The 26,800-nt window shown below is 55.8% G+C and carries 22 protein-coding genes; 8 read left to right on the top strand and 14 right to left on the bottom strand.

What is annotated here, in order from left to right; genetic code table 11:
- Positions 1-438: IS630 family transposase (locus M7439_RS00975; RefSeq protein WP_308464342.1), on the top strand; the 438-nt coding region annotated here is incomplete at its 5' end.
- Between the two features lie 262 nt (positions 439-700).
- On the opposite strand, the gene M7439_RS00980 is transcribed toward M7439_RS00975, so the two are convergent.
- Both M7439_RS00980 and M7439_RS00985 read right to left on the bottom strand, forming a co-directional pair.
- Positions 701-1,681, bottom strand: coding sequence for a DUF4232 domain-containing protein (locus tag M7439_RS00980; protein ID WP_298341817.1), 981 nt, complete (start codon positions 1,679-1,681; stop codon positions 701-703).
- Positions 1,682-1,795: 114 nt separating this feature from the next.
- Positions 1,796-2,308 carry a hypothetical protein gene (locus M7439_RS00985; protein ID WP_298341820.1) on the bottom strand — a complete coding sequence of 171 codons (513 nt, stop codon included), beginning with the start codon at positions 2,306-2,308 and terminating at the stop codon, positions 1,796-1,798.
- Positions 2,309-2,545: 237 nt separating this feature from the next.
- Between M7439_RS00985 and mobF the strand changes: the two genes are divergently transcribed.
- On the top strand, positions 2,546-6,175 hold the full coding sequence (mobF, locus tag M7439_RS00990; protein ID WP_298341823.1) for a MobF family relaxase: 3,630 nt from the start codon (positions 2,546-2,548) through the stop codon (positions 6,173-6,175).
- Between the two features lie 336 nt (positions 6,176-6,511).
- Positions 6,512-7,096, top strand: a complete 585-nt coding sequence (locus M7439_RS00995) for a GNAT family N-acetyltransferase (RefSeq protein ID WP_298341826.1) — start codon at positions 6,512-6,514, stop codon at positions 7,094-7,096.
- A 592-nt stretch (positions 7,097-7,688) separates the two neighbouring features.
- Here the strand turns inward: M7439_RS00995 and M7439_RS01000 are convergent.
- Complete coding sequence (locus M7439_RS01000; RefSeq protein ID WP_298341828.1) at positions 7,689-8,000, bottom strand: hypothetical protein; 312 nt, start codon at positions 7,998-8,000, stop codon at positions 7,689-7,691.
- Positions 8,001-8,085: 85 nt separating this feature from the next.
- Positions 8,086-8,469 (bottom strand): VOC family protein, encoded by a 384-nt coding sequence (locus M7439_RS01005; RefSeq protein ID WP_298341831.1) that lies wholly within the window; start codon positions 8,467-8,469, stop codon positions 8,086-8,088.
- A 232-nt stretch (positions 8,470-8,701) separates the two neighbouring features.
- Between M7439_RS01005 and M7439_RS01010 the strand changes: the two genes are divergently transcribed.
- Positions 8,702-9,358, top strand: a complete 657-nt coding sequence (locus tag M7439_RS01010) for an HNH endonuclease (RefSeq protein ID WP_298341834.1) — start codon at positions 8,702-8,704, stop codon at positions 9,356-9,358.
- Positions 9,359-9,385: 27 nt separating this feature from the next.
- Here the strand turns inward: M7439_RS01010 and M7439_RS01015 are convergent, their stop codons facing one another.
- From M7439_RS01015 to M7439_RS01025, 3 genes are read right to left on the bottom strand one after another with little or no spacing between them, the layout of a single operon-like run.
- Positions 9,386-11,608, bottom strand: coding sequence for a hypothetical protein (locus tag M7439_RS01015; protein WP_298341837.1), 2,223 nt, complete (start codon positions 11,606-11,608; stop codon positions 9,386-9,388).
- On the bottom strand, positions 11,571-12,368 hold the full coding sequence (locus M7439_RS01020; RefSeq protein WP_298341840.1) for a hypothetical protein: 798 nt from the start codon (positions 12,366-12,368) through the stop codon (positions 11,571-11,573). The genes M7439_RS01015 and M7439_RS01020 overlap by 38 nt, the downstream gene beginning before the upstream one ends.
- A gap of 9 nt (positions 12,369-12,377) precedes the next feature.
- Positions 12,378-13,211 carry a vWA domain-containing protein gene (locus tag M7439_RS01025; RefSeq protein WP_298349734.1) on the bottom strand — a complete coding sequence of 278 codons (834 nt, stop codon included), beginning with the start codon at positions 13,209-13,211 and terminating at the stop codon, positions 12,378-12,380.
- Between the two features lie 622 nt (positions 13,212-13,833).
- Between M7439_RS01025 and M7439_RS01030 the strand changes: the two genes are divergently transcribed.
- Positions 13,834-14,553, top strand: a complete 720-nt coding sequence (locus M7439_RS01030) for a hypothetical protein (RefSeq protein WP_298341843.1) — start codon at positions 13,834-13,836, stop codon at positions 14,551-14,553.
- Here M7439_RS01030 and xerC (M7439_RS01035) read toward each other — a convergent pair.
- From xerC (M7439_RS01035) to M7439_RS01045, 3 genes are all read right to left on the bottom strand, one after another.
- Positions 14,534-15,691: a tyrosine recombinase XerC gene (gene xerC / locus M7439_RS01035; RefSeq protein ID WP_298341846.1), complete on the bottom strand. Its 1,158-nt coding sequence runs from the start codon at positions 15,689-15,691 to the stop codon at positions 14,534-14,536. The two genes, M7439_RS01030 and xerC (M7439_RS01035), sit on opposite strands and share 20 nt — an antisense overlap.
- Positions 15,692-16,198: 507 nt before the next feature.
- A complete protein-coding gene (locus tag M7439_RS01040; protein ID WP_298341848.1) occupies positions 16,199-17,371 on the bottom strand; it encodes a hypothetical protein in 1,173 nt (390 codons plus the stop codon).
- Between the two features lie 293 nt (positions 17,372-17,664).
- Entirely contained in the window at positions 17,665-17,904 is a 240-nt protein-coding gene (locus M7439_RS01045; protein ID WP_298341850.1) for a hypothetical protein, read from the bottom strand.
- 368 nt (positions 17,905-18,272) lie between these two features.
- On the opposite strand from M7439_RS01045, the gene M7439_RS01050 reads away from it, so the two are divergent.
- Positions 18,273-18,605, top strand: coding sequence for a hypothetical protein (locus M7439_RS01050; RefSeq protein ID WP_308464343.1), 333 nt, complete (start codon positions 18,273-18,275; stop codon positions 18,603-18,605).
- Between the two features lie 612 nt (positions 18,606-19,217).
- On the top strand, positions 19,218-19,592 hold the full coding sequence (locus tag M7439_RS01055; protein WP_298341856.1) for a hypothetical protein: 375 nt from the start codon (positions 19,218-19,220) through the stop codon (positions 19,590-19,592).
- Between the two features lie 273 nt (positions 19,593-19,865).
- Here the strand turns inward: M7439_RS01055 and M7439_RS01060 are convergent, their stop codons facing one another.
- From M7439_RS01060 to xerC (M7439_RS01075), 4 genes are all read right to left on the bottom strand, one after another.
- The gene (locus M7439_RS01060) at positions 19,866-20,519 is read right to left on the bottom strand and encodes a DUF2290 domain-containing protein (protein WP_298341859.1); all 654 of its coding nucleotides are present in this window, start codon (positions 20,517-20,519) and stop codon (positions 19,866-19,868) included.
- A 10-nt stretch (positions 20,520-20,529) separates the two neighbouring features.
- Positions 20,530-22,677, bottom strand: coding sequence for a DEAD/DEAH box helicase (locus M7439_RS01065; RefSeq protein WP_298341862.1), 2,148 nt, complete (start codon positions 22,675-22,677; stop codon positions 20,530-20,532).
- Between the two features lie 645 nt (positions 22,678-23,322).
- Positions 23,323-23,730: a hypothetical protein gene (locus tag M7439_RS01070; protein ID WP_298341865.1), complete on the bottom strand. Its 408-nt coding sequence runs from the start codon at positions 23,728-23,730 to the stop codon at positions 23,323-23,325.
- A gap of 940 nt (positions 23,731-24,670) precedes the next feature.
- On the bottom strand, positions 24,671-25,465 hold the full coding sequence (gene xerC / locus M7439_RS01075; RefSeq protein WP_308464344.1) for a tyrosine-type recombinase/integrase: 795 nt from the start codon (positions 25,463-25,465) through the stop codon (positions 24,671-24,673).
- 714 nt (positions 25,466-26,179) lie between these two features.
- On the opposite strand from xerC (M7439_RS01075), the gene M7439_RS12905 reads away from it, so the two are divergent.
- Positions 26,180-26,800 (top strand): tyrosine-type recombinase/integrase (locus M7439_RS12905; RefSeq protein WP_374045737.1); only part of this gene is annotated, 621 nt, incomplete at its 3' end.

Genomic DNA, 26,800 nt, shown 5'->3' on the forward strand with positions numbered 1-26,800 from the left:
TCCGGCAAGGTTATCACCAAGATGACGGTAGCCCACAGGGCGATAGAGTTCATTGAGTTCCTCGAGCTCATCGACCGACAAGTACCCAAGGAGCTGGGAGTTCACGTCGTTTTAGACAACTACGCAGCCCACAAGACCGAGTCGGTGAGAACCTGGCTCCTTGCCCACCCGAGGTTTGAGTTCCATTTCACACCAACGTATTCTTCTTGGATGAATCAGGTAGAGAGATGGTTCTCAGCGTTAACCACCAAGTACCTGCAGCGAAGCGTTCACCACACCGTGACCGAACTCAACAGAGGGATTACCAAGTGGGCCAAAGCCTGGAACGAGAACCCCAAGCCCTTCATCTGGACCAAGAGCGCCGATGAGATCTTCGCTTCTATGCGCAAATACCTGGAGCCGATAGTTATGAATGGAACTTCCGAGGAGGGACACTAGCAACGACAAATTGCCTGGACATGGGCATCCATACGCACTGATACTGAGACCTAGGGGTTTGGGGAGTGGGTCTGGTCCCAGGAGATGACCCAATGGTCATCGATATCGACTCTGCGATCTGTGAGGTATCCGGGTATCGCAAACAAGAAGTTAGCTATGGGTATACGCAGGAGTTCGGCTCTCGCCCGCATCGCACGCAATGGTGACCCTCCTCGAACGCTCTTACCAATAGAAAGCGTCCAACACCACCAGTACTTCGGAATCACAGAGCGTGAGCGGGCTCTCCGTATGAAGGGACAAAGAACGTGTAGATCGTGCCGTAGTAGAGCTTGCCAGAGGCGTAGTAGCAGCTATCTGGAGTCTGGATGGCGGATCCTTGATTGAATGCCGACGATGCAATCGAATGTGTTCCCAGATTATCGGGCAGCGTGACGCTGAGCGAAGTGAAGTTCTTCTCAACCGTTACTCCTGTATTACCGCCGATGCAGTCTGGCATAAATGTCACTTGGCTGTAAGCAGCTTGCACACCCTTCTTGATAACGATGAGCGATGGATGGTGAAGAATATGTCCACTTGAGCCTATGACACTCTGTCGAACCAAAGGAATAGACTCTCCACTTGCCGTGACCCCATCGATCGTCGGCCACCCGTCTAGGCTGCAGGGACTTGATGAGGTATCCGAAACGGCAAGGTAGGCGTTTACCAGGGATGCCTCATCGCCAACACCGGCAATGCGCACCGATATCTGACTCGGAGTGCAAGTGGGTGCCGTAGCTGGTAGCACGGGTGGCTTGGGTGCAGGCGGAACGTAGGTCGAGAAGATCGAAAAGCTCTTGGCTCCTTGGCGAGTAGTTGATCGTGAGAACGCAATCGTCCATTTGATCTGTGGAGGAAACGAAAAGAGTTGAATTGCCTCATTGGGTGAGACTTGACTTGAGTCAAGGTAGTACGCGAACGTAGAACGTGGCTCATGGCAAAATGCGGCTGTGACGGCCTCGGACTGGTGCGTCAGAGACAGCCGCATCTTTAAGACCGGCAAACCAGGGGTGTGAGCCGTCGTGGTGCAGCTACCTTTGATGATGAGAAAGCGCTCGGTCAGCGATGACTTGGGAATTCGTAGCGTTGAGGTCCCATTGCTGATTACCGAAGACCCTGAGCCCTTTTCTGGTGAGGTGCACGACGCCAGCACCAGTGCCCCGATCAGGACAACAGCTAGGAGTCTCAGTGATCGTCTAACTTTCATTTCCTTCTGACTCTATCACCTCTTAGGAATCCGACATCTGATGCCTTAAATAACCCCCAGGTTTCTTGGAGACTCCCACTCACCGGCAGGACGAAGCTTCATGGCCTACCACAGCTATGAAACATGAGCCAAATCTCCCAATGGGGCAAGCTTTGCCACCAGTGAGCGTGCCGTGTCTCCGGACAGTTCCACGACCATTGCACGCGGCATCACCGAAAGCAGTTCTGACGTTGCCTTTACCAAGCGAAGGGTGGAGCACTTGAGGTCTACGGTCGCGACGCTGAGCTTGGATTCCCACTGCGCGTCAATCAGCGTGATGACACTACGCCATCGGGCGTAGCGTTCGATCGTCCTTGGATCGCGGGGTGATGACGGGTGATCTTGCCAGGATCGGTACCGCGCGAGTTGCGCTTCGGAGATCCCTTGAGATCGGAAGGCGGCTGTCTTGGCGGCAGTGATTCGGCGGTGTTGTTCGGTTGAAGCATTGAGTTGCTCCTTTGCAAGGAGCCAGTCTTGAAAGGCAAGTTCTCGGCGGTGCCAGAGATCAGCTAGCCTTGCGCGTTCATTGTCTCTCATGCCAAAGATCCCCAACAACAGAGAACCTGTCAGCCAGACCAGATCCCTCATGCAGTCACTACTCAACTCGGGGCCGACACCCGGGCCCAACCAGAGCTTCCGGACTCGCACCCCTGAACCCCCGCGAACTACCGCTACTCCCCCACCCATTTTGCAACCACACACCTTGCATCCGGTGAGCGCTTGGCGCTGGGATTCTCTGGGTGGCTGGTGTTGGTGCGACTGATTTCCCTCCTCTCGTGCCCATGAGGTGAGGATTAGTTCGCGTTCTAGCAGAGGGTTGTAGGGATGCTCAGCATCGCAAAGCTCAGCATTGGTCAGGGGTATCGCTACTTGATGGACTCTATTGCTGTTGGGGATGGTGGGTGCGATCCTGGATCAGCGCTCACTCGTTATTACGCAGAATCTGGTACGCCGCCTGGGAGGTGGAAGGGGGCGGGACTCGGGGACTTAGGAGATGGAGTGGGCCTCGAGTTGGGGTCAGAGGTGAGCGAATCCCAACTCTGGAATCTCCTTGGTCTCATCGCTGACCCCATCACGGGTGAAAGTGTTGGCCAGGCGATTCCGCGGCCTAAGTCTGTAGTTGGGGAGGGTGTGAGCTCTGCTGCCTCTGGCGCCAAACCCGTCGCAGGTTTTGATCTCACGTTCTCACCACCAAAGTCGGTCTCAACGCTTTGGGCCTTGGCCGATGAGGCGACCAAAGCCACGATCTATGCGTGTCATGAGCGCGCGATTGATCTGGCCCTTGCCTACGCCGAGGCCCACGTCATTCACTCACGATCTGGCAGGAATGGAGTACTCCAAGAAGACGTTCATGGGGTGTCGGCGGCAAGTTTTACCCACTATGACTCGCGAGCTGGGGATCCCCAGCTTCACGATCACGTCATCGTCTGGAATCGAGTCAAGTCAGTCTCAGATGGGAAGTGGAGAACCATCGATGGGGCGGGGTTGTATGCCTCGGTGGTAGCGCTCGGGGTCTTACATGAGGGGATCTTAGCTGATCTCTTAACCGAGGCACTCGGAGTTGCCTGGGAGGAACGGGCGACTCCTGGTGGCATGAGAAAGTCTGAGATCAAGGGGGTACCGGTTTCTCTGATGGATGCCTTCTCACAACGGGTAGGAGCGATTAGGACCCGTAGAGCAGAGCTCGTCGGAGCGTTTCGGGAGAGCCACGGGCGAGAGGCGACGGGGACCGAGATCCTTCGACTCTCCCAACAGGCCAATCTCGAGACTCGAGAGGAGAAGGTTCACCGCTCCCTTTTGGAGATGAGTGAGCTGTGGTGCGAGCGGGCACAAGAACATCTCGGGTTTGAACCGCATGAGTTGGTTCTCCATGTTTGTGACTCCAATGATCTACCGGTACTTGGTGCCGATGACTTTGGGGATGAGATGTTGGCTGAGAGCGCGGGGGTGATTCTTCACTGTGTTGGGAAGAGTCATGCAACCTTTACGCGTGCCAATGTCCTGGCCGAGGTTCACCGTTTTCTCCAAGGGATGCGCTTTGTGGATCCAACCGAGCGTATTGCGCTCGGGGAGCGGCTTGTTGTGTTGACCCTCGAGCGTGCCGTTGAGCTCTCTCCTCCTGAGCTTCATCACAGCCCAGCGGTACTTCGTCGAGCCGATGGCACGTCGCGTCTTCGAAGCCTCGATCGACGCCGCTATACCACGCAAGAACTCCTTCGCGCAGAGGGTCGGATCTTTGCGGCGGGGGAAGATCGTGGGGGGCCGTCTATTGACCAGGGTGTGATTAAGGAGATAGTGGGGGGCGGTTCTGGAGTGAGTGTTGGAGTCACAGGGGGCCCTCGTTTGAGCTCAGAACAACAACGGGTGATTGAGTTGATCGTCACCTCGGGAAGGAGCGTTGATCTCTTGGTCGGTCCCGCTGGTACTGGTAAGAGTACGACCATGGCAGGCCTTCGTTCCCTCTGGGAACGCGTGTATGGTGCGGGTAGCGTTTTGGGAATCGCACCATCGGCCACGGCTGCTGAGGTACTCGGGGCTGAACTCGCGATTGGTGCTGAGAACACAGCGAAGTGGTTGCATGAATGGAGACAAAGGGAGGCGCGAGAGCAAGAGGTGAAGCGGTTGAGTGCCCTCCTCCCCCACCTGTCGTTGGGGAGTCGAGAACACCGCGAGGTGACAAGGAAGATCGAGGCTCTGGGTTCGGAACTTAATCGCTGGCAGTTTCGCCAAGGGCAGTTGATCATCCTTGATGAGGCCTCATTGGTTGGAACCTTGGAACTCGATGAACTCATCACGATGGCAAAAGGTGCGGGTGCCAAGATCGTGCTCGTTGGGGATCCAGCACAACTTAGCAGTGTTGGAGCCGGGGGCATGTTCGGAGCACTGGTGCGAGAGCGCGAGGATGATGTCCCAAGGTTAGGGGAAGTGCGGCGCTTCTACGAGGAGTGGGAACGAGAGGCCAGCGTTGGGTTGCGGGCTGGGGATGTGAGCGCCATTGAGGTCTATGACAATCATCATCGTGTCATTGGCGGAGATCGTGATGCGATGTTGGATGCATTGTATGCCGGGTGGCGAGGAGATGTGTTAGCCGGCAAGGATTCGCTCATGATTGCACCAGATCATGACAGTGTCAGAGAGCTCAATGTGAGAGCTCGAGAGGAGAGGATCGAACGAGGAGAGGTCACCGAGGCGGGAGTGAAGCTCAGAGATGGCATGACGTGTGGCATTGGGGATGAGATCGTAACGAGGGAGAACAATCGCCTACTCGGCTCCCGAAATGGGTGGGTCAAGAACGGGGATCGCTGGAGGGTAAATGCGATTGACGGGGATGGATCGCTGTGGGTGCGACGCATCGATGGGAAGGGCGAGGTGCGCCTACCAGGTGATTATGTCACGTCATCGGTTGAACTCGGCTATGCCACCACCGTCTATCGGGCCCAGGGGAGAACCGTCACGAGTGCCCATACCTTGGTAGGCGCAGGTACCACTATAGAGGTGCTCTATGTCGGAGTCACGAGAGGTCGAGAGGCCAATCACCTCTATGTCGATACCGGCTTCGGTGAGGAGCAGAGTACCTCCCATGGACCGAGTCGAGAGCGTGGCAGTGCGCGTGAGGTCCTTGTTGGATGTCTCGCAAACTCTGGAGTCGAACTCGGTGCGACCGAGACGATCCGGGTGGAACAAGAGGGCGCCGAGAGCATTGGGTGCCTCTTTGGGGAGTACGAGACGATCGCCCGATTGGCCGAGGAGGCACGGTATCAGAGGCTGTTGGAGGCTCTTGCGATTCCGGGGTTTGAAGAGCTGCGCACGAGCGAGGCCTATGGATCATTGCTCATCGCACTTCGTGGTGCCGAGGCTCGTGGCATCGACCTCGAGCGTGATCTGACTCTCTTGGTTGGTGAGGAGAAGGATCAACTGTCTGGAGTTGAGGACACGGCAACCGTTATGGCGGAACGTGTTCGAAGTTGGACCGAGAAGTATGGGGCCCGCGAATTGGGCAAGGCTGAGTTCATCGTTGGGCTGATGCCAAAGGCCAGAGGGGTTGACGATCAAGACTTTGGACGAGCACTTGAGGAACGCGAATACGCCATCAGACAGCGAGCCTTCGCGCTCGTAGAGCGCGCGCTTCTAAACCGGGAACCGTGGATTCTGGGACTCGGTTCGGTGCCAAGGGACCCGAAGCTTGAGCTCAAGTGGAAGAACTATGCTGCAACGGTCGCCGCCTACCGCGAACTCAGGGGGATCTCGCCATCTGCGGCGTATACCAAGGGATCGATGGCGACCATAGCGCCACAGCAAACTAGCCAGAGGCGACAAGTTCGAACAGCGATTCAACGAGCAAGGCGCATTGCGGAGATAGCGTCTGGTGGTTCAGGTGAGAGTCAAACCTTTGACCCCGATAGGAGCCCGTCAAGTGATTGGGGGGTCGGTTGGCCGCCTATCCCAACGGTGTAAGCGACACATTCGAGATTGTGGGCTCTCGAGACGCATGCGGATGGAGTTGCTATCTTATAGGGCAACTCCGAGTCATTCGGTCCAAACAGCCTGCGTCACTGGCGTAAGGGTAGCTTGGGCGAGGGAGTACCCGGTGAGGGAGTCGTTGAGAGCCAGAATCTGAAGTTGGCGTCTTACAACACCCACGTGACATGGGCCGAGACGGAGATGGGGCGTTAGGCACCATCCCGTGCCAATAAGGTCCCCTAGCGACCGTAGACGCCAACTTAGCCCACAAGATTGGTGAGACGAGTTCTGGAGGTCGACAGGTCCTAATGCGAGCGGTAGGCTCTTGGAGTGCACCTGAGCATTGACAAACCACGCCACACGGCTCGGACTCGACTGCGCGGCATCGGGGACGCAGACCTCGATGACCTCTACGCATATCGATCGCTCCCTGCAGTCTTTCGCTACATCCCTGGTGAGCCAATGACCCGTGAACAGGTCCAAGACGCCATTGCCACACGCTGGGCTCGGCGTTCGATCGATACCGAGGGTGAAGGCGTTCGCATTGGGGTCGAACTTGTAAGCTCTGGACACCTCATTGGGGATGTGAGCCTGTGGGTTGCGAGCCTTCATGACTCCTGTGGGGAGATCGGGTGGATTCTCAATCCCACCTTCACTGGCCAGGGTTTTGCAACCGAAGCCGCCCACGGAGTGCTCCATCTCGCATTCTCTGAGCTTGGGCTGCGTCGGGTGATCGCAAGAGTCGATGCGCGCAACACTGCATCGCTCCGGCTTGCGACAAGACTCGGCATGCGCCAAGAGGCCCACTTGGTAGAGAACGAACTCTTCAAAGGTGAGCTCACCGACGAGATAGATTTCGCACTGCTGTCGCGAGAATTCGAGGCACTCCCCCACATCGCCGGGTGCCTCATCTAAAACATCACTGGAAGCTCAGAATAGGCTCCTCAACGCGAGTTCACAGAGCTTGAGTGGACGGCTAGGGCCACTCACCTTTGCTGGTGGCCTTGGACATCGTTCTTCTCACTCCGCGCGTATCCGAGAAGGTGCGGCAGCGAGCTCCCCGTCGTCGCCTGTCCATCTCAGCGAGCGCACCGGCTATCTCCCGTGGCACCGCTTGTCGCCTTCGTCACCACTTCGGATCTCCAGGTCGGTCGCACGAGCATCAACGCATAGGTTTAGAATCGGAAGTTGCAGTAGAGATCTGGCCTTGATCTCGATCTCCACAACGACTCAATAACCCCCGGTTTCTTGGAGACTCCTACTCTCCGGCACGATGGAGTTCCCATGGCAGGAGTTCAAGCGTTACTCACCTCCAGGTAAGGGATAGGGCTATTCGCAAGGTTGTGGACCACCCTTTTTGAGTGGGCCGCGAATACCTCTGTTGCAAGCAAGCTCGCCTATGCCCCCGACGGACCCTGCGCCACTGGGTGCGCCAAACCGAGATCGACACCATGAGCCGCGAGAAGCCAAGCGGTCCTGGCCAATCAGGAGCCAACTTGCTCCACGATCATTCGGTTCCGGCTTGCTCCACTACGAGGATACGAGCAATGCCAACCGGGTGAGCAACGTGTTCATCACCAGACTCGACGAGACAGATCATTCCAGGACTGAGCCGGCGTTGTTGTTCGACTCCAGACTCGCGATAGTGCATGTCGATCTGACCATCGAGTACCACAAAGGCCTCGGGTCCATCATTGACATGCCAGTGATAGGGTTGGTCCGTCCAGTGAAGGCGAACGGTTGCCGTATCGAGATTGAGTAAGTCAAGCGCATCCCAGGGGCTTGATCCTTCGAACTGAGTGCTATCCACAAAGCGCATGTAGACCGAGGCTACTATCGCCTCGTCACGGTAACGGTCATATCCGTGTTGGGGAAGAAAGATCCCACAATAGGGATCATGCCGATCAGCCCTCGATCGAATTATGAGCAGTTGGCTCCATTAGTTCGATCCGATTGCCAAAAGGATCTTCGGTGTACGCTCTTACATACCCCTCAAGGGGTTCGTCGGTAACCACTGGGGAGCCCGCTGCCTCGAGTATTGCACACAAATCTTCTAGGTTGCTAACGAGAAGTCCTGGGTGTGCCTTGCGTTGAGGCCGGAAATCAGCCTCCACTCCCAAGTGGATCGTCACCGACTCACCCTGAAACCAACAGCCACCACGTTTTGCAAGGTTGGCAGGCTTGGGTATCTCGGTAAGGCCCAACACCGCTCCATAAAACTGGCGCGCAATCAACTCGCCCCCAACGGGGATTGCCAGCTGGATATGATCGATTCCGGTTACTCCCATGCGCAGAGCGTAGTAGCACGAACCAATCAGGCTGACACGAAGAAGGTGACCATGCCTTCAACCCCAGCCCGCGACAGATCCCATCCTCCTCAAGATCCTAACGGCCAATCAATACACGAATAGCTAGTGCGGGTATCCTGTCGCCCGCCCGCAGAGAGCACCTCGCCGCCGCTAAGGACTTTGCAGGACTACACTTGCCTATTTACCCAACTCCAAAGCCGGAGCTGATACAATGGAAGCCGTGTTACGAAGAGCTCAGAACGTCAGCCTCGACTACCAACCGGGCTTCTTTCGCGCCAATGGCTGGTTGAGCTTGAACATCGGAAGCACATCTCGTCGCCTCTACAAGCTCGGTCGTGACGACTACGTCGCGCTTGTAGACCGCGCCAACAACGAGCCAATCTTGCTACTCGAACTCGGAGAACGTCACTACTGGTGGTTTCAAAGTCGCTTCTACATCGACATCGACGGCCTCAGCGAAGACGAAGTCAATGCACTGCTGGTTACTCGACTCCAAAGAGAACGTCAACACATTGCAAACGCACAGGCCACTATTGCGAGCGGCACACAGCCGCAACCTTCAGGTCGGAAAAAAATACCAGAGGACGTGAAACAACTAGTTATGGTCCGCGATGGCGCTAAGTGTGCCTACTGTGGATCAACGGTAGATATCCAATTTGATCACATTATCCCCATATCGCTCGGTGGCTCGTCCAATCCCGAGAATCTGCAGATACTCTGTGGGCCATGCAACCGACGTAAGGGAGCTGGCGTAGCCATCGATCCACGATACATAAATCCACAAACCACAAGCTCAGCCACTACAACACCAACCCTGCCGCACGACCAAAGCGTTCCCTGGTGGCAACAACCTGGCATGCAAAGCTAGCCTTCTAACCCTACATCCACTCCGACATCAGCCCCGAAAGGCACACACAAGATAGCGCATGAAAGTAACCTCACGAAACCTTCGATAATCTAGTTCAGCTTTTGCTTGACTCCAGACAGCAGCACTTACTTCTCTGCGAATCGCTTTCGCTCGAATATCAAAATCAATTCGCTCAGCCGAACAACGTTTCCGAAGATCGGCAAGCTCACCATTCAAAGATTTGATTCGTAATGCAGACTGATCATGAAATTGCTGACGCTGAGCAACGATTAGCGACCGAAGTGCTGACTCCTGCGAATTTAAGGATTGCCGTTGATGCAGATATTTCGCCTGAACCATCTGGAGCTCGGCCGTGGGTAAGGACATCGGTTGCCTCTGCCGAAAGTACTTTTCCGTCGCTTGACGCCAATTCTCTAGCGACCGTGCCTTTGTCTCACCAATGCCCTTTGGATGTATATGAGCCCCATTTCGCATGATAATATAGACCTGCGAATTACTACCACGGAATATACCGGTGAAATCAGCAGCAGTCCTTATCCCGCATCTTACGAGCTCCATTTTCAGACTATCGCCAATACCTTGTATCGTGGTCGATTGAATTGTCGATGCCCTCAATTGATCGGCGATATAACTGTTTTGTAAGATCTGAAGACGACTGCTAATATCAAGAGACTCTGTAACCATGAGTGAGTTCAGTTTAGCTTCTACCTTTGCAATCTCCCTAGCGCTCCGCGCCTCGGCCTCCTGTAACAACTTGCTTTCGGAATCACGAGTCTCCTTGACTCTTTTTTCAAATCCTGCAACAGCCCGTCTTTCCCGAACATCCACTAATTGACGCTCCTTCTCGACAGTAGCTGCAAGATATTCAGATCTTTTCACCAAACCCGCTTGCTGATTTAAATGATGGAGACACTGTCGTTTTTTCCGTACCACGTCTAAACGATTATACCACCACTGGCTTAAACCAAGAACGACAATAATCAGCGCCACTCCACCAATGCCGGCATCAGCGACGCGGATGGCTGACAAATCCACAAGCACGATCAGTACAATAATCAATATGAGACCACTAGCATACATGAGTCTAGGTCCACCACATTGTGGTTTAAATGCAACTCGTGGGACTGGAGGTAAGTTAGCAAGAATCCAAGTGGGATCAATTGCTGTGTCGAGCGTCCCTGGCGCAGCCGACTCGATCGACTTCAACCAATCATCGATCAATACTGATAAATCCTTATCACCATCTTCCGACAGAGTTGTAGATTGCGTAGTAACAGCAAACTGACGGCCAACATTACGTTTCGGCAATACCGTACTATCGAGTATCGGAATTGCATCGAGATTACTGGCCAACGACTGCGTCCAGATTTGGCTAAGTGTCCACAATCGGCTATCGCTGTTCTGAGCTAATGCTGCCAAGGCAAGTGAGCCTTCGGGCGCGAGGTAGTCCCCCTTGCCCAAAATAAGAGCTTCAACGCCATCATGATGGAAGCGCGTCCACAAACTCGGATCTACCGCAAGCGCGATGAGGGAGCCATAAATTATCCAAGCCGAGAAACGATCTAAATACGACCCCCAATGCTTCATCGAACGAATCGGTGACTGATAGTTTGCGTGACCTATTTCACTTGCTCCAAGGTTAACCAAGCCAGGGACATACATACCGTCATAATCAATCAACTTTAGTTCACCAGCCGATGTCACAAGTAGGTTCCCATGCTGTAAGTCACCATGTGCGATCCCAGCGGAGGCCATGTCATGGTTCATTTGAAGGAACTTGCTGGCCAGATCCGATAGCACTTTTGGCTCTGACAAATGTGCCTCAATAAAGTTAATAAGCCCCGTTGCTTCGACCCATTCCATCCTGAGAACTGGATACCACACCCCCAAGCAGAGGATACCTTCTGGTACGTAATCAAAGGGTACTAACCAAGGTTGATACAGCTTCGATAATGTTTCACTAATATATTGATAGCGCATCTGCTGATTTGCCGCATAACGAGTAAAACATTTCACGGCCCATGTTTTGCCGTCGACGCCCTCGACTGTAAAAACACTTGCATAGTTACCACTAATTGGCTTAGGTAGGCCGAAATGGTCTGTCTTCATCTTCCCACCAGCCAGAATTGGATCCTTGAAACAGGCGTTAGGGTGCTGCAGTGTTTCCCGATATTGGGCACCGGTTGGATAGCTGGACCCCTCTGACATCGACTTAATAGAGGTCAATCCGGACAAGTGTGGTGTCATCATCGCGCAAGGTGCCTTCATCCCGACGAGCATTCACCCAAGTTTGAAAATCTACTACGAAGTCGATGGTGTCCAGATCTCGCAGAGGTGACCAGGGCATTTCACCAGCGTGAGCGCTCCGGAGAAACCACGCAGCGAGGGCATCTGTAACGACATAGAAACTGTCGTCCTGTTGCCATGTGCCCGAGATCTTTACCAAACACTTGGCAACCACTGAGCTGTCAGCACCACGGCTCGACAAAAGCGGGGGCTGATAGGAAAACGAACTCTCATCTTGGATCGGGAAACATGCAAGCAGCCTTTCATCCCGTACCTGGAAGAGACAGGAATCGCCAATGGCTACAGCTCTCCACTTCGGCAAGGAATTGGCACTACCCTCAACAAAGTCAACAGCAATGATTGTAGAATAGGCTCCCCTTGCAAGTCCAGGCTCTTCGAACCACTGTATGGGCGCATCACGTGCCTCACGATCAGAACGGTACTTAGCTAACTCTTCACCCCAGTCAGTCACTGCAGTTTGATACGCGCTAACAAACCCGGCCTTACTCTTCGTTGGGCTCACCGCGATACCAAATGATGTAGCAAGTTTGGCGGCCCATCGGCCTGCTAGCAATGACTCAGTAGCTCCATCAGTCACCACGACACGGAGCGACTTCTTGGTGACCTCACCAGATGCAGTAGGACTCACCCAGAACGAATCCTCACACTCATCCATCGAGCAATCTCGCTTCGCAACTGCAAACGTCGCGACATTTGCTAGCATCTCACCACCTTAACGCAGGTCAGAGGCCCTAGTACCAATATCCAAGAACTGTACGATTGAGGTAACATCAGCATTGAATACGAAACCACGAGTTCCATCGGACACCGGTATGCCTTGTTGCTGGGTGTAACTACGCATGCCACTCGGCAAAGTACTCGACAAGTTGAACAAAGTTCTAGCGTACTGGTTCTCAAGGGCAGCTTCACTGTCTGGAAAACTAATCGCATTGCTTGAATCCGAAGAAACATGCAGGTTAAACAGCAGAGTAGGACCGTCTACACTCTCGAGCTGACGTATGCCATCGGCGGCAGCACCAGGATCTCCATCAGTCGATTCGCCATCAGTGAGGTTCAACACGACTGGCGGAAAACACCCCGGATGGTCAACCAACCATGCTGCCACTATCGATCGCGCCCGAGTCAGGGCCGCCGACATGGGTGTTCCACCGTTGGCGACAGGATCGACCCAAACTGGAAACCGCACGTCCTGCTCCACTAGCCCGCCAGCACCATCCGGGACTTTCTTCGATCGCGACTCCAACCGAGCCGGTGATGAAGCAATCTCACTTAGTGGAACAAGATCGCGGTTTGCAAGCGGACCGGACAAAACAGGACCAACCGTGGTCCCGTAGCCTATGACGCCTACGTAGAAATAGTCGCGAACACCCTCTTCTTTGGCGCACTTGATGCAAAGTTCCGACAACAGCCGATTTAGTGCATCTGCCACAACATCGCACTTCCGCTGGCCCTCCCCACTCCCAATTAAATCCTGCATGGAGCCTGATTGGTCAACCAGGAAAACAAAACACGTTGGATTGGCACGACTGATCTCTACTGCGTACATACTGCCCCTTCCTCTGGAACTCCAAAGCCGGGAGGCTAGGCGGCCAGATTCATTCCGACAGCCTAGTATGCCCTCGCTTGATTGGATTCGAAATTTGTTGCTACTGATAGGACATTGATTGTCTTTTTTGCTTAGAAACTTCCTGAGGGCTTTGCGCATGGCCCAAAGAGGAAGTACCAGGTGCAAGGCACCCTTCACCGGCTGGGCGGTTCTGATCTATCACAATCACCGCGGCAAGACCGCATGTGGTGTCCCGGTCGTCGTCCCAACCTACCCTAGTAATGCCCGACTCGAAGCCCAATACCCTCAGTCATGAGTGCCTTGTCAATGGGATCGTGCGCGCTTTGAACTTCTTGGGCGACCCAGTTGTCTCGGTATTGCTTGCCTTAGAGGATACCGGCATCCCCCGTACCGGAGGGAAGATGTGCCACCTCTGTTCGACAATCTGTAGTGCGCGACTCATTGGCATCCCCCTGATCCCCGAGACTTGGTGTTCAGTGATGAGCACTGGCTGCTTGACTCCCTCTCGGTCTGTGTCGCTAGTTGGTTCAATTAACGCATTGTGTGTAGAACTTGGGCTAGTTAGAATTGGCTGTACACGACCAAAAGGGGTCAGACCACGATGAGCGAGTTGGCAATCGACACTTCATTTGACTTTCGCTCTGACGCTAGAGGGAAGGATCCCGATAGTCATAGTCCAACCCTTCGCCGCTATCACCGGCTGCTCTGGAGCAAGGCACTCCCAGATGGAAGGTCTTTTGAGCTCAATGCTACGACTCCCGGGGTTTATTTGCACCATCGGTCCGATCTTGGTGAGTTTTTCTTGTCCAGTGACTCGATTATTCCAACCTTCACCCGTTGGAAGCGGATGGCCGATATTGTCGGGCACTACTCGGAGGCCGAAAATGATGCCTTTCGAGGTCTGAGCTACACCATTGGCGGGATGATGATCTTCCCCAGCAACCAGGTGAATAAGTTGCCCACCTTGAATGGGGCTCGAGGGTTGACCCGGTCCATCGCTGACAGGATGGATCTCACCCTTGAGTGTATTCGCCTGTTTTACCTGGGAAAGGAGAGTCCGCTAGGGGCAACGCTGGAGCGCTATCGGGAGTTCTTCGAAATCTTTGGTGACTTCTCCGGGTATGTCGGGTTCTTTCTCCTCCAAGACCTGGTGGAGCCAGACCTCTCACGAGTGAAGTTCTTACATCCCTTCGCCGACTTCAATGGGAACGCAGTACCCAGTGATCTCGAGAGTTATCGGGCATATCGAGCCCAAACGATTGCATTCATCCACGCGCGCAATCGGCGAATCGAGGAATGGGTCACTGGAGGGTTGGCGTAGTCTCGCTGTTGGTCGGCTCCAACACACCCGCCAGCCGGTCCACGGCTCCACGAAGGGCCTCATGGCCAAGGTGGGCATAGACCTCATCGGTGACGCGGGTGGAGCTGTGGCCAAGGACTCGAGAGACTTCCGGGAGTGGGGTTCCAGCGGCGAGCATGAGCGAAGCTGCGGCGTGGCGGAGTTCGTGGACGTGACGGCGACCAAGGCCCGCTCTCATGGCAAAGGCCTGGAAGGCCTTTGAGGTGTTATCAGGATCGAGGGGAGTTCCAGTCACTGAGGTAAAGAGATAGTCCTTGGCGGGGGTAAAGCCGAGTTCGCTGAGATAGTCGTATTCTCGTTGTTGGGACTCTTGGTGGTGCTCGAGGGCCTCGAGGAGGAAAGCAGGGAGCGGTATGGTGCGGGTTGATCGTGCGGTCTTGGTGGGGCCCTCGATCACCTTGGAGCCAGATTTGACGCGAGCTCGTGAGATGGTGAGGGTTTTGGCAATGAGATCCACATCACTCCAGCGGAGTGCAAGTGCCTCTCCACGTCTCAGTCCAAGGGCAAGAAGGAGTAACCACAGGACCCCGAGGCGATCGTCCTTGGCGGCACTGAGGAGTTGTCGGGCTTCTTCGACGCTTAGGGCTTTTGGTTCTTTGCGTTCGAGTTTGATCGGTCGTGCATGATCACAGGGATTGGAGGCGATCAGGCGCCAGCCAACGGCAGCCTTACAGGCTTGGGAGAGTACCACACGGATGAGTCGACGAGACCGGGGCGAGAGACCTGCTTGGCTCAGTTGATCAACGAAGGTATCAACTTGGGTTGGGGTGAGACGTTCGATGCGGACATGACCAAGACGGGTTTTGATATGGGTAGTTGCCCACTCGTATTGGGTGAGTGTCGATCCTGCGATATCGGTCTCATGGATTGCGAGCCAACGGTCCAGGAGTTGTGAGACGGTGGTTGAGGCGTTCTCTGTTACTCCAGCATCACGAACACCACGGAACTGGGCCAGGACTGATTCAGCCTCTGCTTTGGTGCGACAGCGCTTTGATCGGGTGATGACACGACCATCAGGACCAGTCCATTTGAGGAGGGCACGCCACTGACTACCGGCGCGATAGATGCTTCCTTGACCGCGGGTTCGGCGGGTGGTCATGGGTTGACTTTAGTGGTTATCGATAATGCGGGCAGAAATTGGAACTTTCTCACGTTACTACTCCTCCCTATCATCATTCCAGCAGGTCTCCTTGAGTCTGCTAAACACCAGAAGGTTAGCGGAACCGCAGTGCTGCACGACCACGGACAAATAATTGCACCGTGGCTGACAACAAATCGCACGGAACCGGTGGTGGTGTCTGGACATTTTATGTGGCTCGTCTCACAAACGAAGTGGACCGGGCGCGAGGGGCCTTCCATCCTCTATCCCACCGCTAACACCGTCATATTTGAACCTAGCGATATTGCTGGGAATCCACGACGGGCCGTTTGGGATGGGAAAACCAGCAGCCGGGAATTACCTACAACACGTACTAAAACACTGTTCGTCGTGGGTATGCCTCTTGATTCCACTAATGTCAGTATGCAACAATTCTGCGAACATTTCCGACATGCGTAGTGGCTGTGACCGGCAGTGCCAAAGAAACCTTTAGAAACCGGGAGTACGTCAGTTCGTCGCTTCTCTGCTGGAGTTTGTGCTATCGGATCGTAGAAGCATCATCATCCACGTGAGGATCTCGAAGAGACGTTCTCGTGCCTGGTCGGTGAGGAAGGCCGTAAGAGCCATGTTCGGGCGCGTACTGTGCTTGCGCTCGTCTGCATTAGCGGTGGGGATTTGGTTGAACTTACGAATGACCTCCTCGCGAAGCGCTACGTCCTCAAAGGCGGTTGAAGTCTTGAGATATTGAAGTTCGATCTCCAAATAGACGTTAGTACCGCTCGTCCATACCGAAGCGAAAGGGTAAGAGTGTCCTTCCACGTCGATACCCAACATGACCGAGCCATACCGTTTTCCTCTGCCCCAATCGATTCGGAGGTCGTTACGTCGTGCCCATTCAAGGATTTCTCGAGCGAGCTGTGTCACATCCTCTCCTCCGGTGTCTAGAAACGCATCCATAATGCTCTCTTCATCCCACGTTCGCGTTGCTACGCTCGTCCGATCGCGGTTGCTGACTTGAGCGCGGACGGTGTTACCGATGAGCTTTGGAACAATCACCCGTACTCCAGGGAGACTCGTCGCGCTCAAGTACTGAGGAAGCTCTACTGCATACACCTCCGTCGATCGAAGATGCTCGTTTAGAAACTCCACGAGTACTCGGAGCGAATCCGGAATGGCATCAGCAACAAAGATACACCTGACACGGCCAGCTACGAGGTTTTCGTCCGCCCGAATCCAGAACTCATCGGGGTCGAGTTCTTCTCCCAGTAAGAACTCGAAGAGATCTCCCCTACTCTCCTCGCCTCCAGATTCAAACCATGCCTTGAGCGTCCCGGACCCAAGATACAGAGTGGCATTGGCGACGTAATCCAGCATCTGGGCGACTACCTCTCGACGTGCACGAGTATCGGAAGAGCGTTTCACTTCAACAAAGGTTGGGATCGCAAATTGGTCGATCAAAATATGATCGACCGACCACCAATCACTGCCTCCAGCTTCCTTTGGGATCCCACCTTCCTGTTTGACAAGAAGCCATCGGACCGGCTGATCTTGGCTCATCCCGGGGATCATTTCAGGGTGGTCAGTGATAAGTTGCTGGAGATCGACCTCGCGTTCATAAGAAGTGCGCTCGACGGTTGTCAGCTTGCCATCCGTCCCGATCATGAAGATGGGTTCAACCACGCTTCCTCCTCTTATAGTTTTCCACTGGTCACCGCTTCATTGACCGAGTGCTTGTTGGCGGGTAGGACCAGGTTATCCCATCTTTTGAGTTCCTGCTAGCAGACGACGTAGTGAGGACCCTTTGTGAGGGGTGGATGCCACTCGAAATGCTCATGACGTAGGGGGTGATTGCCACTGGGAACCCACTCCCCCACAGGCCCACCATGTTGACCCGTGTCCTCAGTGCTACCCAAGCGCTACCAAATTATAGAGCGTCAGATGGAAGCAGACATGGTTTTTCCGAAGGGTTGGCGCTATCGCGCCTGCTCAAATCCCAATTTGTCGACAATGACAGCTGAGGAGCCATTAACCAACCGGAATTGCGCCTCGAGGCGGTCTATCTCAAGCTCCTGCCGGCACAGCTCGATTGCTGCATCAGGGCCCTGGGTAATGAGACCATGACCGCCCCGTGGAACGAACACACCATAGCGGAACATCTCGACACACTTGCCGTGGAAGTACCAAGAGGTTATTTCGACACCATCTCGTCCCATTGGAGACTCATCGCGGTAATAGTGAGGTCCACATCAGGGATTGAGAGGGAGGTGTAGAGACACCTGTTTGGTTGCCTATGCGGTTGCCTATGGAGTCTGCGAGCTGACCTGCAGACACTCGTTGGTAAATGCATTTCCCCTGTTCAGATGGGCTTAGTAGGACTCTCTGGAACCCCAATAACGGTAGCGTAAGCAACTGGCAGCAAAGACTGGGGTGCGCTACACGAGCGCGTGGTATGTGCTTCGCCGGCTCCGCATCGCTATGAGCCAGCGCGAAGAGCAGTACCTGCTCAACGGCGAGGTCGATGTAGATCACATTTTCGTGGGCGGGGTGCTTCCTCAGGCGACCGGGGCGCTCAACCCATAAGGTGCCCTGCCTCATTACGGTGAGTCTCGATGAGCACTCGTATCCAAAGTACATGCGGGCCACGCCAGTAGACGCATGGGATCAGCTCGAAGTAACTAAACGGGTGCTCGACATGGTCGACGTGAACGCAACAGTTAAGACGGACGGCATGGGTGGCTTCGACGACCTTTCCGACATGGGCTACACCCATATTCAGACCATTTCGGCGCGCCTGGGCGAGGACGAGCACTTCTCCCCGGTTCTCCAACACCCAGATCGCGAACCTGAAGGCCCAGATGCAGGGGACATACCATCGTCGGCCATCGAAGCGCCATATCGCGTCATATCTCGATGAACACTGCTTTCTATTCAACCGACGACACATCCAAGTCGGAATTATGGACAGACTGCTCAACGCCTGCGCGCTCAGCGTACCGATCCGAGTCGCAGGGCACGCCTGAGCAATACCGCTCGTACAGAAAGCCTGGTGAGCGCGCGTCTCTGACGACGAATTCCATAGGCATGACCAGTTTTGGGAATCCGTGCTTGCCTGGTACCGCAGCGAACGCTCACAATGACGACTCAAACAATAGATACGCGCCTAAGGAACTTACCCCTGTCGTCATACGGTGGATATGCAGATAGGAAGACTTCCTCATTGGCACCTGTGTAACGCGCCAAGACATCGGTCTCAGTTCTCAATGTATTTTCGGGCCCAGTTTGTCTAGCTCGTGCAAATGTAACTGGTTCTATTGACATCGTCTAGACCGAACAGGATCTGGAGCAATTCTGGTAGCATTTTCTTCCCTCGCGGGCTCTCCAGGTTGGCTTGTTTGATTAATCCATTCTGGCAGAGACCCTGGGACCCCCCCAAACTCACCCTGGGACTTGCCTATAACTGACTAAATTTTCCAATCAAATCTGAAGAGCTACTTAACTCGAGAGGCTTCGAGGCTAGGAAGTGGACGTGGCGGCCGAGCTGACCAATGAACAGGGGCTGGTCCTGCAGCTCGTACACGAGAAGTACCATGTGCAGGCGGCCTGGCCCACATTTGGCACGTTGGATCGTCGCGTAGCCCGAGCCAAGCGGTTCTCGTCGACACCTCCGGCATTTCCGGCGTTCTTATCGGGGTCGGGGCGCTCGGTGGCACCCGCTGGCCAGCGATTGCCATGTGCTTCGGGCGTATGGCGACGGATTGCACCGACGAGCCTCGTCCGGTCCCGTGCACACCGCCGCCGCACTATCCTGCGCGAGGTGTGGCCGGAGGTGGTCGACCACCTCTCCTCCGGCGTTCCCGCCGGATTCGCTCTCCCTGAAGCGGGCGTACAGCTCGCCGACTGAGGACCTCTCGCACTTCGAGATCCGTTTCGTGCGTTTGCCGAAGACTATCGCGCAACAGGGCGATTCGGAGAATGCCTCGACGACCTCAAGATCCGTCTCGCCGATCCCGTGGTCGACCGCCTCATCGAGGCGCTCCGGATCATGCGGGACGTCAGCGGTACAGCAGATCTCGGACGCCTACTGCGGACGCTCGCGCTCTTCCTGCGTAAGGACGTTGACAACGCATAGGGAGAGGCCAATGCGCAGGTCGAAGTGGAAGATGTGTAGCAGGGCCTACCGCGTCGAGCGCCACGCAATATGCGGGTGACCTCGTTCATCGTCGGTGACGGTGCTCGGCATGTCATCCTGCGGTAGTGCCTCGAAGAACGCGATGTGCTGCGTCCAGCAGTCTCGGTAGAAGTTCTGGAACACGAACCGCACGAACGCTGCAGGCGCCATCGGTGACTCGCATGCGATACGGCAGCTCGCTACATTCAGCGTCAGGTGTGTGGATGGGTGCCCTTCGGCAGCGGCGCCAGGGTCGAAGTCGAACCGGATCGCAGTCTGCATGGTGATGTCGTCATGCGGGTTGTTGGCATAGCAGTCAAGCACTTCAGACATCGGCACATTTTTCTCGAGATCGTCCTGATCCTTCTGATCGATCCTGTACGGGCATGGCACATACGCGAGCCGATGGGCGCTGATCTGACCCTTGGCGACTCGGTAGCGGATCTGCAGCAACGCGCCATCGGAAAACCTCGCGGAGTACTCGCCGGCTTCAGCCCAACGCCTATACGTCCTTATGGTCGGGTAATCAGCGAAATCGACGAAACGTTCTAGCGGCGTCGGCGACCGCCAAGTAATCGTATCGCCCAATACGATGATCGGGTTAACGAAATTAACCAATTCCCGCTCCCACAGGTCTTGGAGAAGCTGATGGACAGCCATCCTCAACGCGTTAGCCGTTGTCATCGGGCAGATGCAACTGATTGAGGTACTTCGACAATTGCTGCACGAGTTTTGCGGGCAACTGATCCGGTGAGATTTCTTTGCGTTCGAATGCCGCCGCGAGTTCCTCCAGTGTCATCAGCCCGCGTGCCGATGCCCGGTCCGATTTGAGGTCCGCGTTGATTCGACGCATCTCCGCCAGCTGATCAGCCGCAGGGATGGCGAACTTCAGTTTGAAGCTGGCTTTTTGCACCTGCTCGGCTTCGGCAGCAATAACCGCCATCATCGCCCCGTAGCCGCAAACCCGTACCCATGCCTTGCTGCGGGTGATCGCAGTAAAGATGGTGTTCCGCCTGCTGACTTCGTTTAATGCAGTCCCGGCATACTGCGCGTCGACGACGTAGACCATCGGCGCTTCGTTGCCCTTAGCGCGGAAGATATGAGCCACCGCGATGGAACCGCGGATGAAGACTTCGTCACGACTGCTGTTGACGCCTGCGAGGTGACTGAGGATGCCGCGCTCGCTCAATACGCGGGCCAGGCGGGCATACCGCCTCTTGGATGTGTATGCGCTGGGCAGCACGATCAGGATGTCGTCGTGTTCGAGCTCGCCAGGTCCGATGTCTTGCAGGATCTGTTCGGCGACCCAGACATCCTGAGCAGTTTCATCCACGAAGTCGCTCCGGAAGATGACGGCGTCGTCCGGGTTGAGCCGGTCGACGAAGTACGCCGGTGAACTTGCCACGGAGCGCTCAAGTTCGACCCACGCACCAAGCTCGAGCGTTCCTGCGTCACGCTGATAGCCGATGTCCTCCCACAGATGGGGATCCTCGAAGTGCTGGACCAGACCGCTAGATCGGTAGATCCCGAACCCGATGGCGTGTGCTGTGGCGAGCGCCCACGGTGTATTGCGATAGCAGATGGGCAGCACGATGTCCCGTCGCGGTTCGCCGTCGCGGTTCGTGATGTTTATGACCGGGTCGCCCGTGGAGGTCGTCCCGAACAGATCCGAGACGCTTGCCATTGCCGACTCGTCGAGCTTCTGCAGCTCGTCGTACGCCCAAATGATTCGCTTGGGGTCCTTAGTAAACAGGTAGATCAACTGGAAGAACGACGCGGGTAGGTCCTGGGCCTCGTCGATGAGGACCGCATCGAAGATTGGTTCGACACCGCGTTCGCGGGCGACGGTGAGGAGTTCGGAGCAGGCTCCCTCGAAAGCGCCGTCGTATCCGAAATGACCCGCTGCAACGCTGAAGTTCACCGGCTGCACACCGAGCGCGTCAGCGAATCGGGTGTAGAGCCCCGGTCGCGAACGGGAGCCCCAAGCGTGCTGGACTTGCAGGTGGGTCGGGTCGGGAAGGTCATCGGTGTGTGCGAAGACGAACCGTTTGGTGAGGTCTTCGAGCTGCTGGTACAGCGCTTGCGAGCTGAACGTGAGCGCGATCTTCCAAGACTCGTTCTGGGCGTGGAGTAGCGCCGCCTTCAACGTCAAGACGATGGTCTTGCCGGAACCGGCCAGGCCGCGAATGCGCTGTGGTCCGGCTGGTGTCTCGATCGCGGCCTTCTTCTGCCAGAAGTCAAGATTTGCAATGCCGCGTTCGATGACCTTCATTGCCGCTCCACGGCTGTCCGGGCACTGCACGTCTACCCGACGTTTTGCCGGCCGGATTGTCGTTACGCGCTGGAGCGCGGCTTCGAGATTGCGATAGAGCTCGGCCGTCAACCCTGGTTGGCCGCTGATGAAGTCCGCGAGGTCTTCGAACGTGGAGAAGTTCGCCTCGAACTCGTCTGGTGACTCTCCAGCACTGGCAGCAAAGAGCGTAACAGTGCCGACCGCGACGGCAAACTGCCGACCGCGACGGAGAGTCTCATGCCGGGACAGGTGGCTCTCGAGGGCGTTGTAGATCCGGTCCTGTTCGTCGGCCAGGCGCTTCCAGTCATCCCCGGAGTGCGGCAGCGCATCTGCGAAGCGGAACGCGATCAGCCCGTGAGCTTGGCACACCAGGAGAGCGTCGACCTCAACTCGGTCGTCTGCGGTCGTTAGGACGGGGTAACCCAGGTAGAGCGTGCCTTCGGCGAGCAGTTCCTGTGCGAGCCCGGCGAGCTGTATGGCCGCGGGCGGATTCTCCTGCTGCCCGTAGACCACTTCCAATTCCACGACTCCTCCTCAACTCGACCTTGTAAAGGACAACCTAGCGTTTTAGACCCCACGCTCGGGCGGTGCATTGTCGGTCATGTGTGAGTGCGGATCACGACGGAACTGGTCCAGGAGCGCTCTGCATGGGAACGTCGGCGCGCTGCTGTGCATCAGGCCACAGTGCCGGTCGCGTGCGTCGACCGGGTGGGCACTGAACAGGCCAATGAGGCGCCCGACGGGAGAGCCGCCGCTACGCCTTTCCTGCTCCGCCCGCCGGTCTGCCGCCCAGGCGGTAGAGGGGCGGGAGAAAGTAGCTGGCCGTGAACGTCAGCAAGTTCGCCAGGTCGTGCTGGCGCTCCACCCTCAACACGGTTCGGCCCGAAGTCACGTTTCAGGTGAGCGTCACCTTCGAGAACTCCACCAACGAATTGCACAGGGCGCAGTCTCCCTCAGCGTCACACCGCCAGAAGGTCGTCAAGCGCTGATCTGGTCAGCAAATCGGATTGGCACGGTGCGCTGTCAGACCATGCAGACGGGTGCTCGCTCGCTCGCGAGCGAGCGTCAGGTTGCTCGCGAACACCTGGCCGGGAAGCCTGTATGACGTTTACCGATTACTCCGTCCCGACGCACACAGCGCATAGGGGGGGAGAAGTGGGGGCCGCGCCCCTATTGGGTCGTGAGCATAGTCCCGCCGTTGGCGGCCGGGCAGTGCAAGCATCCAGAGATGCCGATGACCGGATGAGCGGCCAGGTAGGACTCGTTATCTAATGCAATTGCCGGTCGCTCGCAACGGCGCTGGGGGAAGTGCAGGAGGCTGGCGTCGAGCACGAGCTGCGGTATGTCGCGGCCTCCGATGGTCAGGAGCGCCAGCGGCGCCAGCGCGCCGCCCGAGGCGATCATTACCGGGATCAGCAGGGGATGGTGTGCTGGCCGAACGTGGGCGGCAGGTACTGCGACGGGCGGCCCCAGACTCCCGTGTCGGCGGCGACCAGGCCGGCGATGGTCAGGAGCGGGGAGACGTTGATCAGCACATCGCCGAGATCCAAGTTGCTCGGCCAGATCCCCGGTCGGCAATTGGCTACTTACGGAGACCCGAGCTTTGGATAATGACCCAAACTGCAGGGACAGGGGAGCTGTTGAAGTGTGTAATTGCGGTTGTGGTGGTGTCCAATGGGAGTGCCTAAAAAGGGGGCAGCAATGAAAACGTCTCTATGGTCGCTTGGTGCAATCTTGGCGCTCGGCCTTCTTTTAGGAGCCTGCGGTAGCACTTCGCGTGTTAGTAGTGGTACCCCGCAGCCAAAGCAAACGAATAGCAAAAAGACTTCAAGCTCAAGTTCGCAATCGAATTCCAGCAGCAAAAGTACCCCAGCGAAGTCCAACGCACCCTATGCCTTGGGCACCACAGTAAAAGTACCTGAAACTGTTTTCGGGATTTCTAGTGTGCAAGTTTCGGCTTGGTACCCAGGTGTAACTGACACGAGTAGCTTCGCTTCCACTCCTAGTTCTGGACACGTTTGGGATGCAATAGTTGCAACTGAGTGTGCTGGCACAGGAGGATCTTCCAACGGCCCGAACCCTACTGACTTTTCAGTCATTCTGTCCAACGACTCAACAGCGTCAGTGAGTTTTTCAGCAAGCGTGGCCCAGTTTGGTGGTCCATTAGCTCCCCTATCTCAGCTCGGCGGGAGCTCGGCTGCGCTAGCGGCTGGCCAATGCACTAAGGGCTGGGTTGTATTCTCGGTTCCCAACGGGACAACCCCACTCAAAGTTGAATTTAGCGGTACAAGTCCCAGCTTCAGTGCCTCCAATAGTGACGTCCAATGGGCAGTCCCACAGGGTTGAAATCACCCCTCTAATATTATGTCCTCTAATTGTTTCACCACAAACTCCTGTGAATAGCACTGGTCAAGAGGTATGCAAAAACGTTGTGTACGCACCGACTTCGGAACCAGTTTAGGTGGCGGTTGATAACCGGTTAACCAATCGGGTGTGATGCATACCTAGATGCCAGCAATCAAGTTAGCAGGAGTTCTGCTAGAGTCGTTGGGGAATGACGGATTGGTACGGTACGGGTCGAGCGAGCGGTCTTGGTCGGCCCCTCGATCACCTTGGCGCCAGACTTTACTCTCGCACGAGAGATGGTGAGTGTCTTTGCCGTCAAGTCGAGATCGCTCCATCGAAGAGCCAGTGCCTCTCCACGTCTGAGACCCAAGGCGAGAAGTAGGAGCCAGAGGACGCCAAGTCGATCGTCCTTGGCGGCACTCAGGAGTCGTCTCGCCTCCTCAACACTGAGAGCCTCTGGCTCTCGTCGCTGTAACTTGATAGGTCTCGCATGATCACAGGGGTTTGCCGGGATTAATCGCCAGCCAACGGCCGCCTTGCACGCTTGGGAGAGTACGACTCGGATAAGGCGACGTGAAAGAGGCGAAAGACCCGACTCTGCGAGTTGATCCACGAAGCGATCGACCATCACCGGGGTGAGCCGTTCAACCCGGAGAGGGCCCAACCTCTTGGTGATATGCCTTGTGGCCCACTCGTACTGTACCAACGTGGAGCCAGCGATATCGCCTTCATGGGTTGCGAGCCATCGGGTGAGCAACATGTCAATAGTCGTTGCTGCATTCTCGGTGACACCGGCATCACGTATTCCGCGAAACTTCGCCAGTGCAGCTTCTGCCTCTGCCTTGGTGCGACATCGTTGGGATCGGGTGATAACTTTACCGTCGGGTCCCGTCCACTTCAAGAGGGCACGCCACTGGTCGCCATAGCGATAGATACTGCCTTGGCCAAGCGTCCTTCGACCTCGCATTCTTTCACTCTAGCCGGTTGCCTATCCGGTTGCCTATGGGGTCATGGACGTGACCTGGGGTGACTTACCCCAAAACGCATAATCCCAGCTCAAATGCACTTTGTTAGACTCAATGAGACCCTACAAACCCTACTTTGCGGAACTGGGGGTCAAGAGGTCGGGAGTTCAAATCTCCCCAGCCCGACCACTATATGACCAGCTCAGAGCCTATATGTGCATCAATGTATAGCCTCTAGCAAAGCTCTCTGGCCCCTACGCTGGCCCTTAACGAATCCTGGTGCTATTGTGGACGGTATGACACAGCTACGCACACGACGAGCTAGGGGTATGGGATCGGTAAAGCTGTATGGGCCGGATCAGTATCGCGCAGTCTTGAGATGGACGGATGAGTTAGGCAAGTCACGGGCACGCACTCGGATATGCCGAACGAAGGCAGAAGCGGAAGCGGCACTAAGAGAGTTCAGGGCAGAGCAAGCCGGACAACTAGAGCGCGTGCGACCCTCGACCGTTGGCACGTTGGTGAGCGAATGGCTTGCGTCACGCAATGGCGAGATAGGCGAAGCGACGCTAGTTCAATACGCTTGGGCCGCGGAGAAAATCACAACCGGACTAGGCGGTGCGAAGTTAGACCTAAGGCCGAGTGTGATTGATGAGTTCATTAGTTCTCTCGATCTTGCACCACGTTCACGATCACTGGTGAAGAAAGTGCTCGGCATGAGCTTCGAGTTCGGCATCGCGCAAAGGCTCATCGAGAGTAACCCAGTTCGAGGGGCAAAGCCCGTTCGTGTGGATCGGCGCGAAGTCACAGCCTGGACAGCAGCAGAGCTACAAACATTCTTGCAAGCCTCAGAGTCCGATAGGTTGGGCGCGTTGTGGTTCCTGTTAGGCTCACTCGGTTTGCGTCGTGGCGAAGCCCTAGCGTTACGTTGGTCGGACTTCAACCCTGACAAGCTGACACTAGCTATTACGAAGAGCCGCAAGAAAGCAGGCTCACGTACCATAGAAGCGGAGACCAAGACCGCTCGATCAGTTCGTACGCTACCAGTGCCAAAGACTGTAGCTAACGTCTTGGAAGCGCACAGGGCACGTCAACGTGAGGAACTAGAACACTTACTATCGTTGGGTATTCGAGCAGAGAGCGAGTACATGTTCTTGTCTGAGTTCGGCAGACCGTTAGACCCTGACAACGCATCAAAAGCATTCAAGAGATTCGCGAGAGCAGCAGGACTCGGAGACAGGCACGTTCACGAGTTAAGGCATCTATCGGCTTCACTGTTGTTGGCAAGAGGCGTACCCATGCCAGAGATAAGCCGGATACTCGGGCACAGCTCGAGC

This window comes from Ferrimicrobium sp. (assembly GCF_027319265.1).
GTDB lineage: Bacteria > Actinomycetota > Acidimicrobiia > Acidimicrobiales > Acidimicrobiaceae > Ferrimicrobium.

Excerpts from the sequence above, each read along its gene's own strand:
- M7439_RS01060 (WP_298341859.1), bottom strand. The coding sequence starts at position 20,519 with ATGGCTGTCCATCAGCTTCTCCAAGACCTGTGGGAGCGGGAATTGGTT.
- M7439_RS01010 (WP_298341834.1), top strand. The coding sequence starts at position 8,702 with ATGGAAGCCGTGTTACGAAGAGCTCAGAACGTCAGCCTCGACTACCAA.
- mobF (WP_298341823.1), top strand. The coding sequence starts at position 2,546 with ATGCTCAGCATCGCAAAGCTCAGCATTGGTCAGGGGTATCGCTACTTG.
- M7439_RS01005 (WP_298341831.1), bottom strand. The coding sequence starts at position 8,469 with ATGGGAGTAACCGGAATCGATCATATCCAGCTGGCAATCCCCGTTGGG.
- xerC (WP_298341846.1), bottom strand. The coding sequence starts at position 15,691 with ATGACCACCCGCCGAACCCGCGGTCAAGGAAGCATCTATCGCGCCGGT.
- M7439_RS01025 (WP_298349734.1), bottom strand. The coding sequence starts at position 13,211 with ATGTACGCAGTAGAGATCAGTCGTGCCAATCCAACGTGTTTTGTTTTC.
- xerC (WP_308464344.1), bottom strand. The coding sequence starts at position 25,465 with ATGCGAGGTCGAAGGACGCTTGGCCAAGGCAGTATCTATCGCTATGGC.
- M7439_RS01030 (WP_298341843.1), top strand. The coding sequence starts at position 13,834 with ATGAGCGAGTTGGCAATCGACACTTCATTTGACTTTCGCTCTGACGCT.
- M7439_RS01045 (WP_298341850.1), bottom strand. The coding sequence starts at position 17,904 with ATGGGACGAGATGGTGTCGAAATAACCTCTTGGTACTTCCACGGCAAG.
- M7439_RS01000 (WP_298341828.1), bottom strand. The coding sequence starts at position 8,000 with ATGCGCTTTGTGGATAGCACTCAGTTCGAAGGATCAAGCCCCTGGGAT.
- M7439_RS00980 (WP_298341817.1), bottom strand. The coding sequence starts at position 1,681 with ATGAAAGTTAGACGATCACTGAGACTCCTAGCTGTTGTCCTGATCGGG.
- M7439_RS01015 (WP_298341837.1), bottom strand. The coding sequence starts at position 11,608 with ATGATGACACCACACTTGTCCGGATTGACCTCTATTAAGTCGATGTCA.
- M7439_RS00985 (WP_298341820.1), bottom strand. The coding sequence starts at position 2,308 with ATGAGGGATCTGGTCTGGCTGACAGGTTCTCTGTTGTTGGGGATCTTT.
- M7439_RS01020 (WP_298341840.1), bottom strand. The coding sequence starts at position 12,368 with ATGCTAGCAAATGTCGCGACGTTTGCAGTTGCGAAGCGAGATTGCTCG.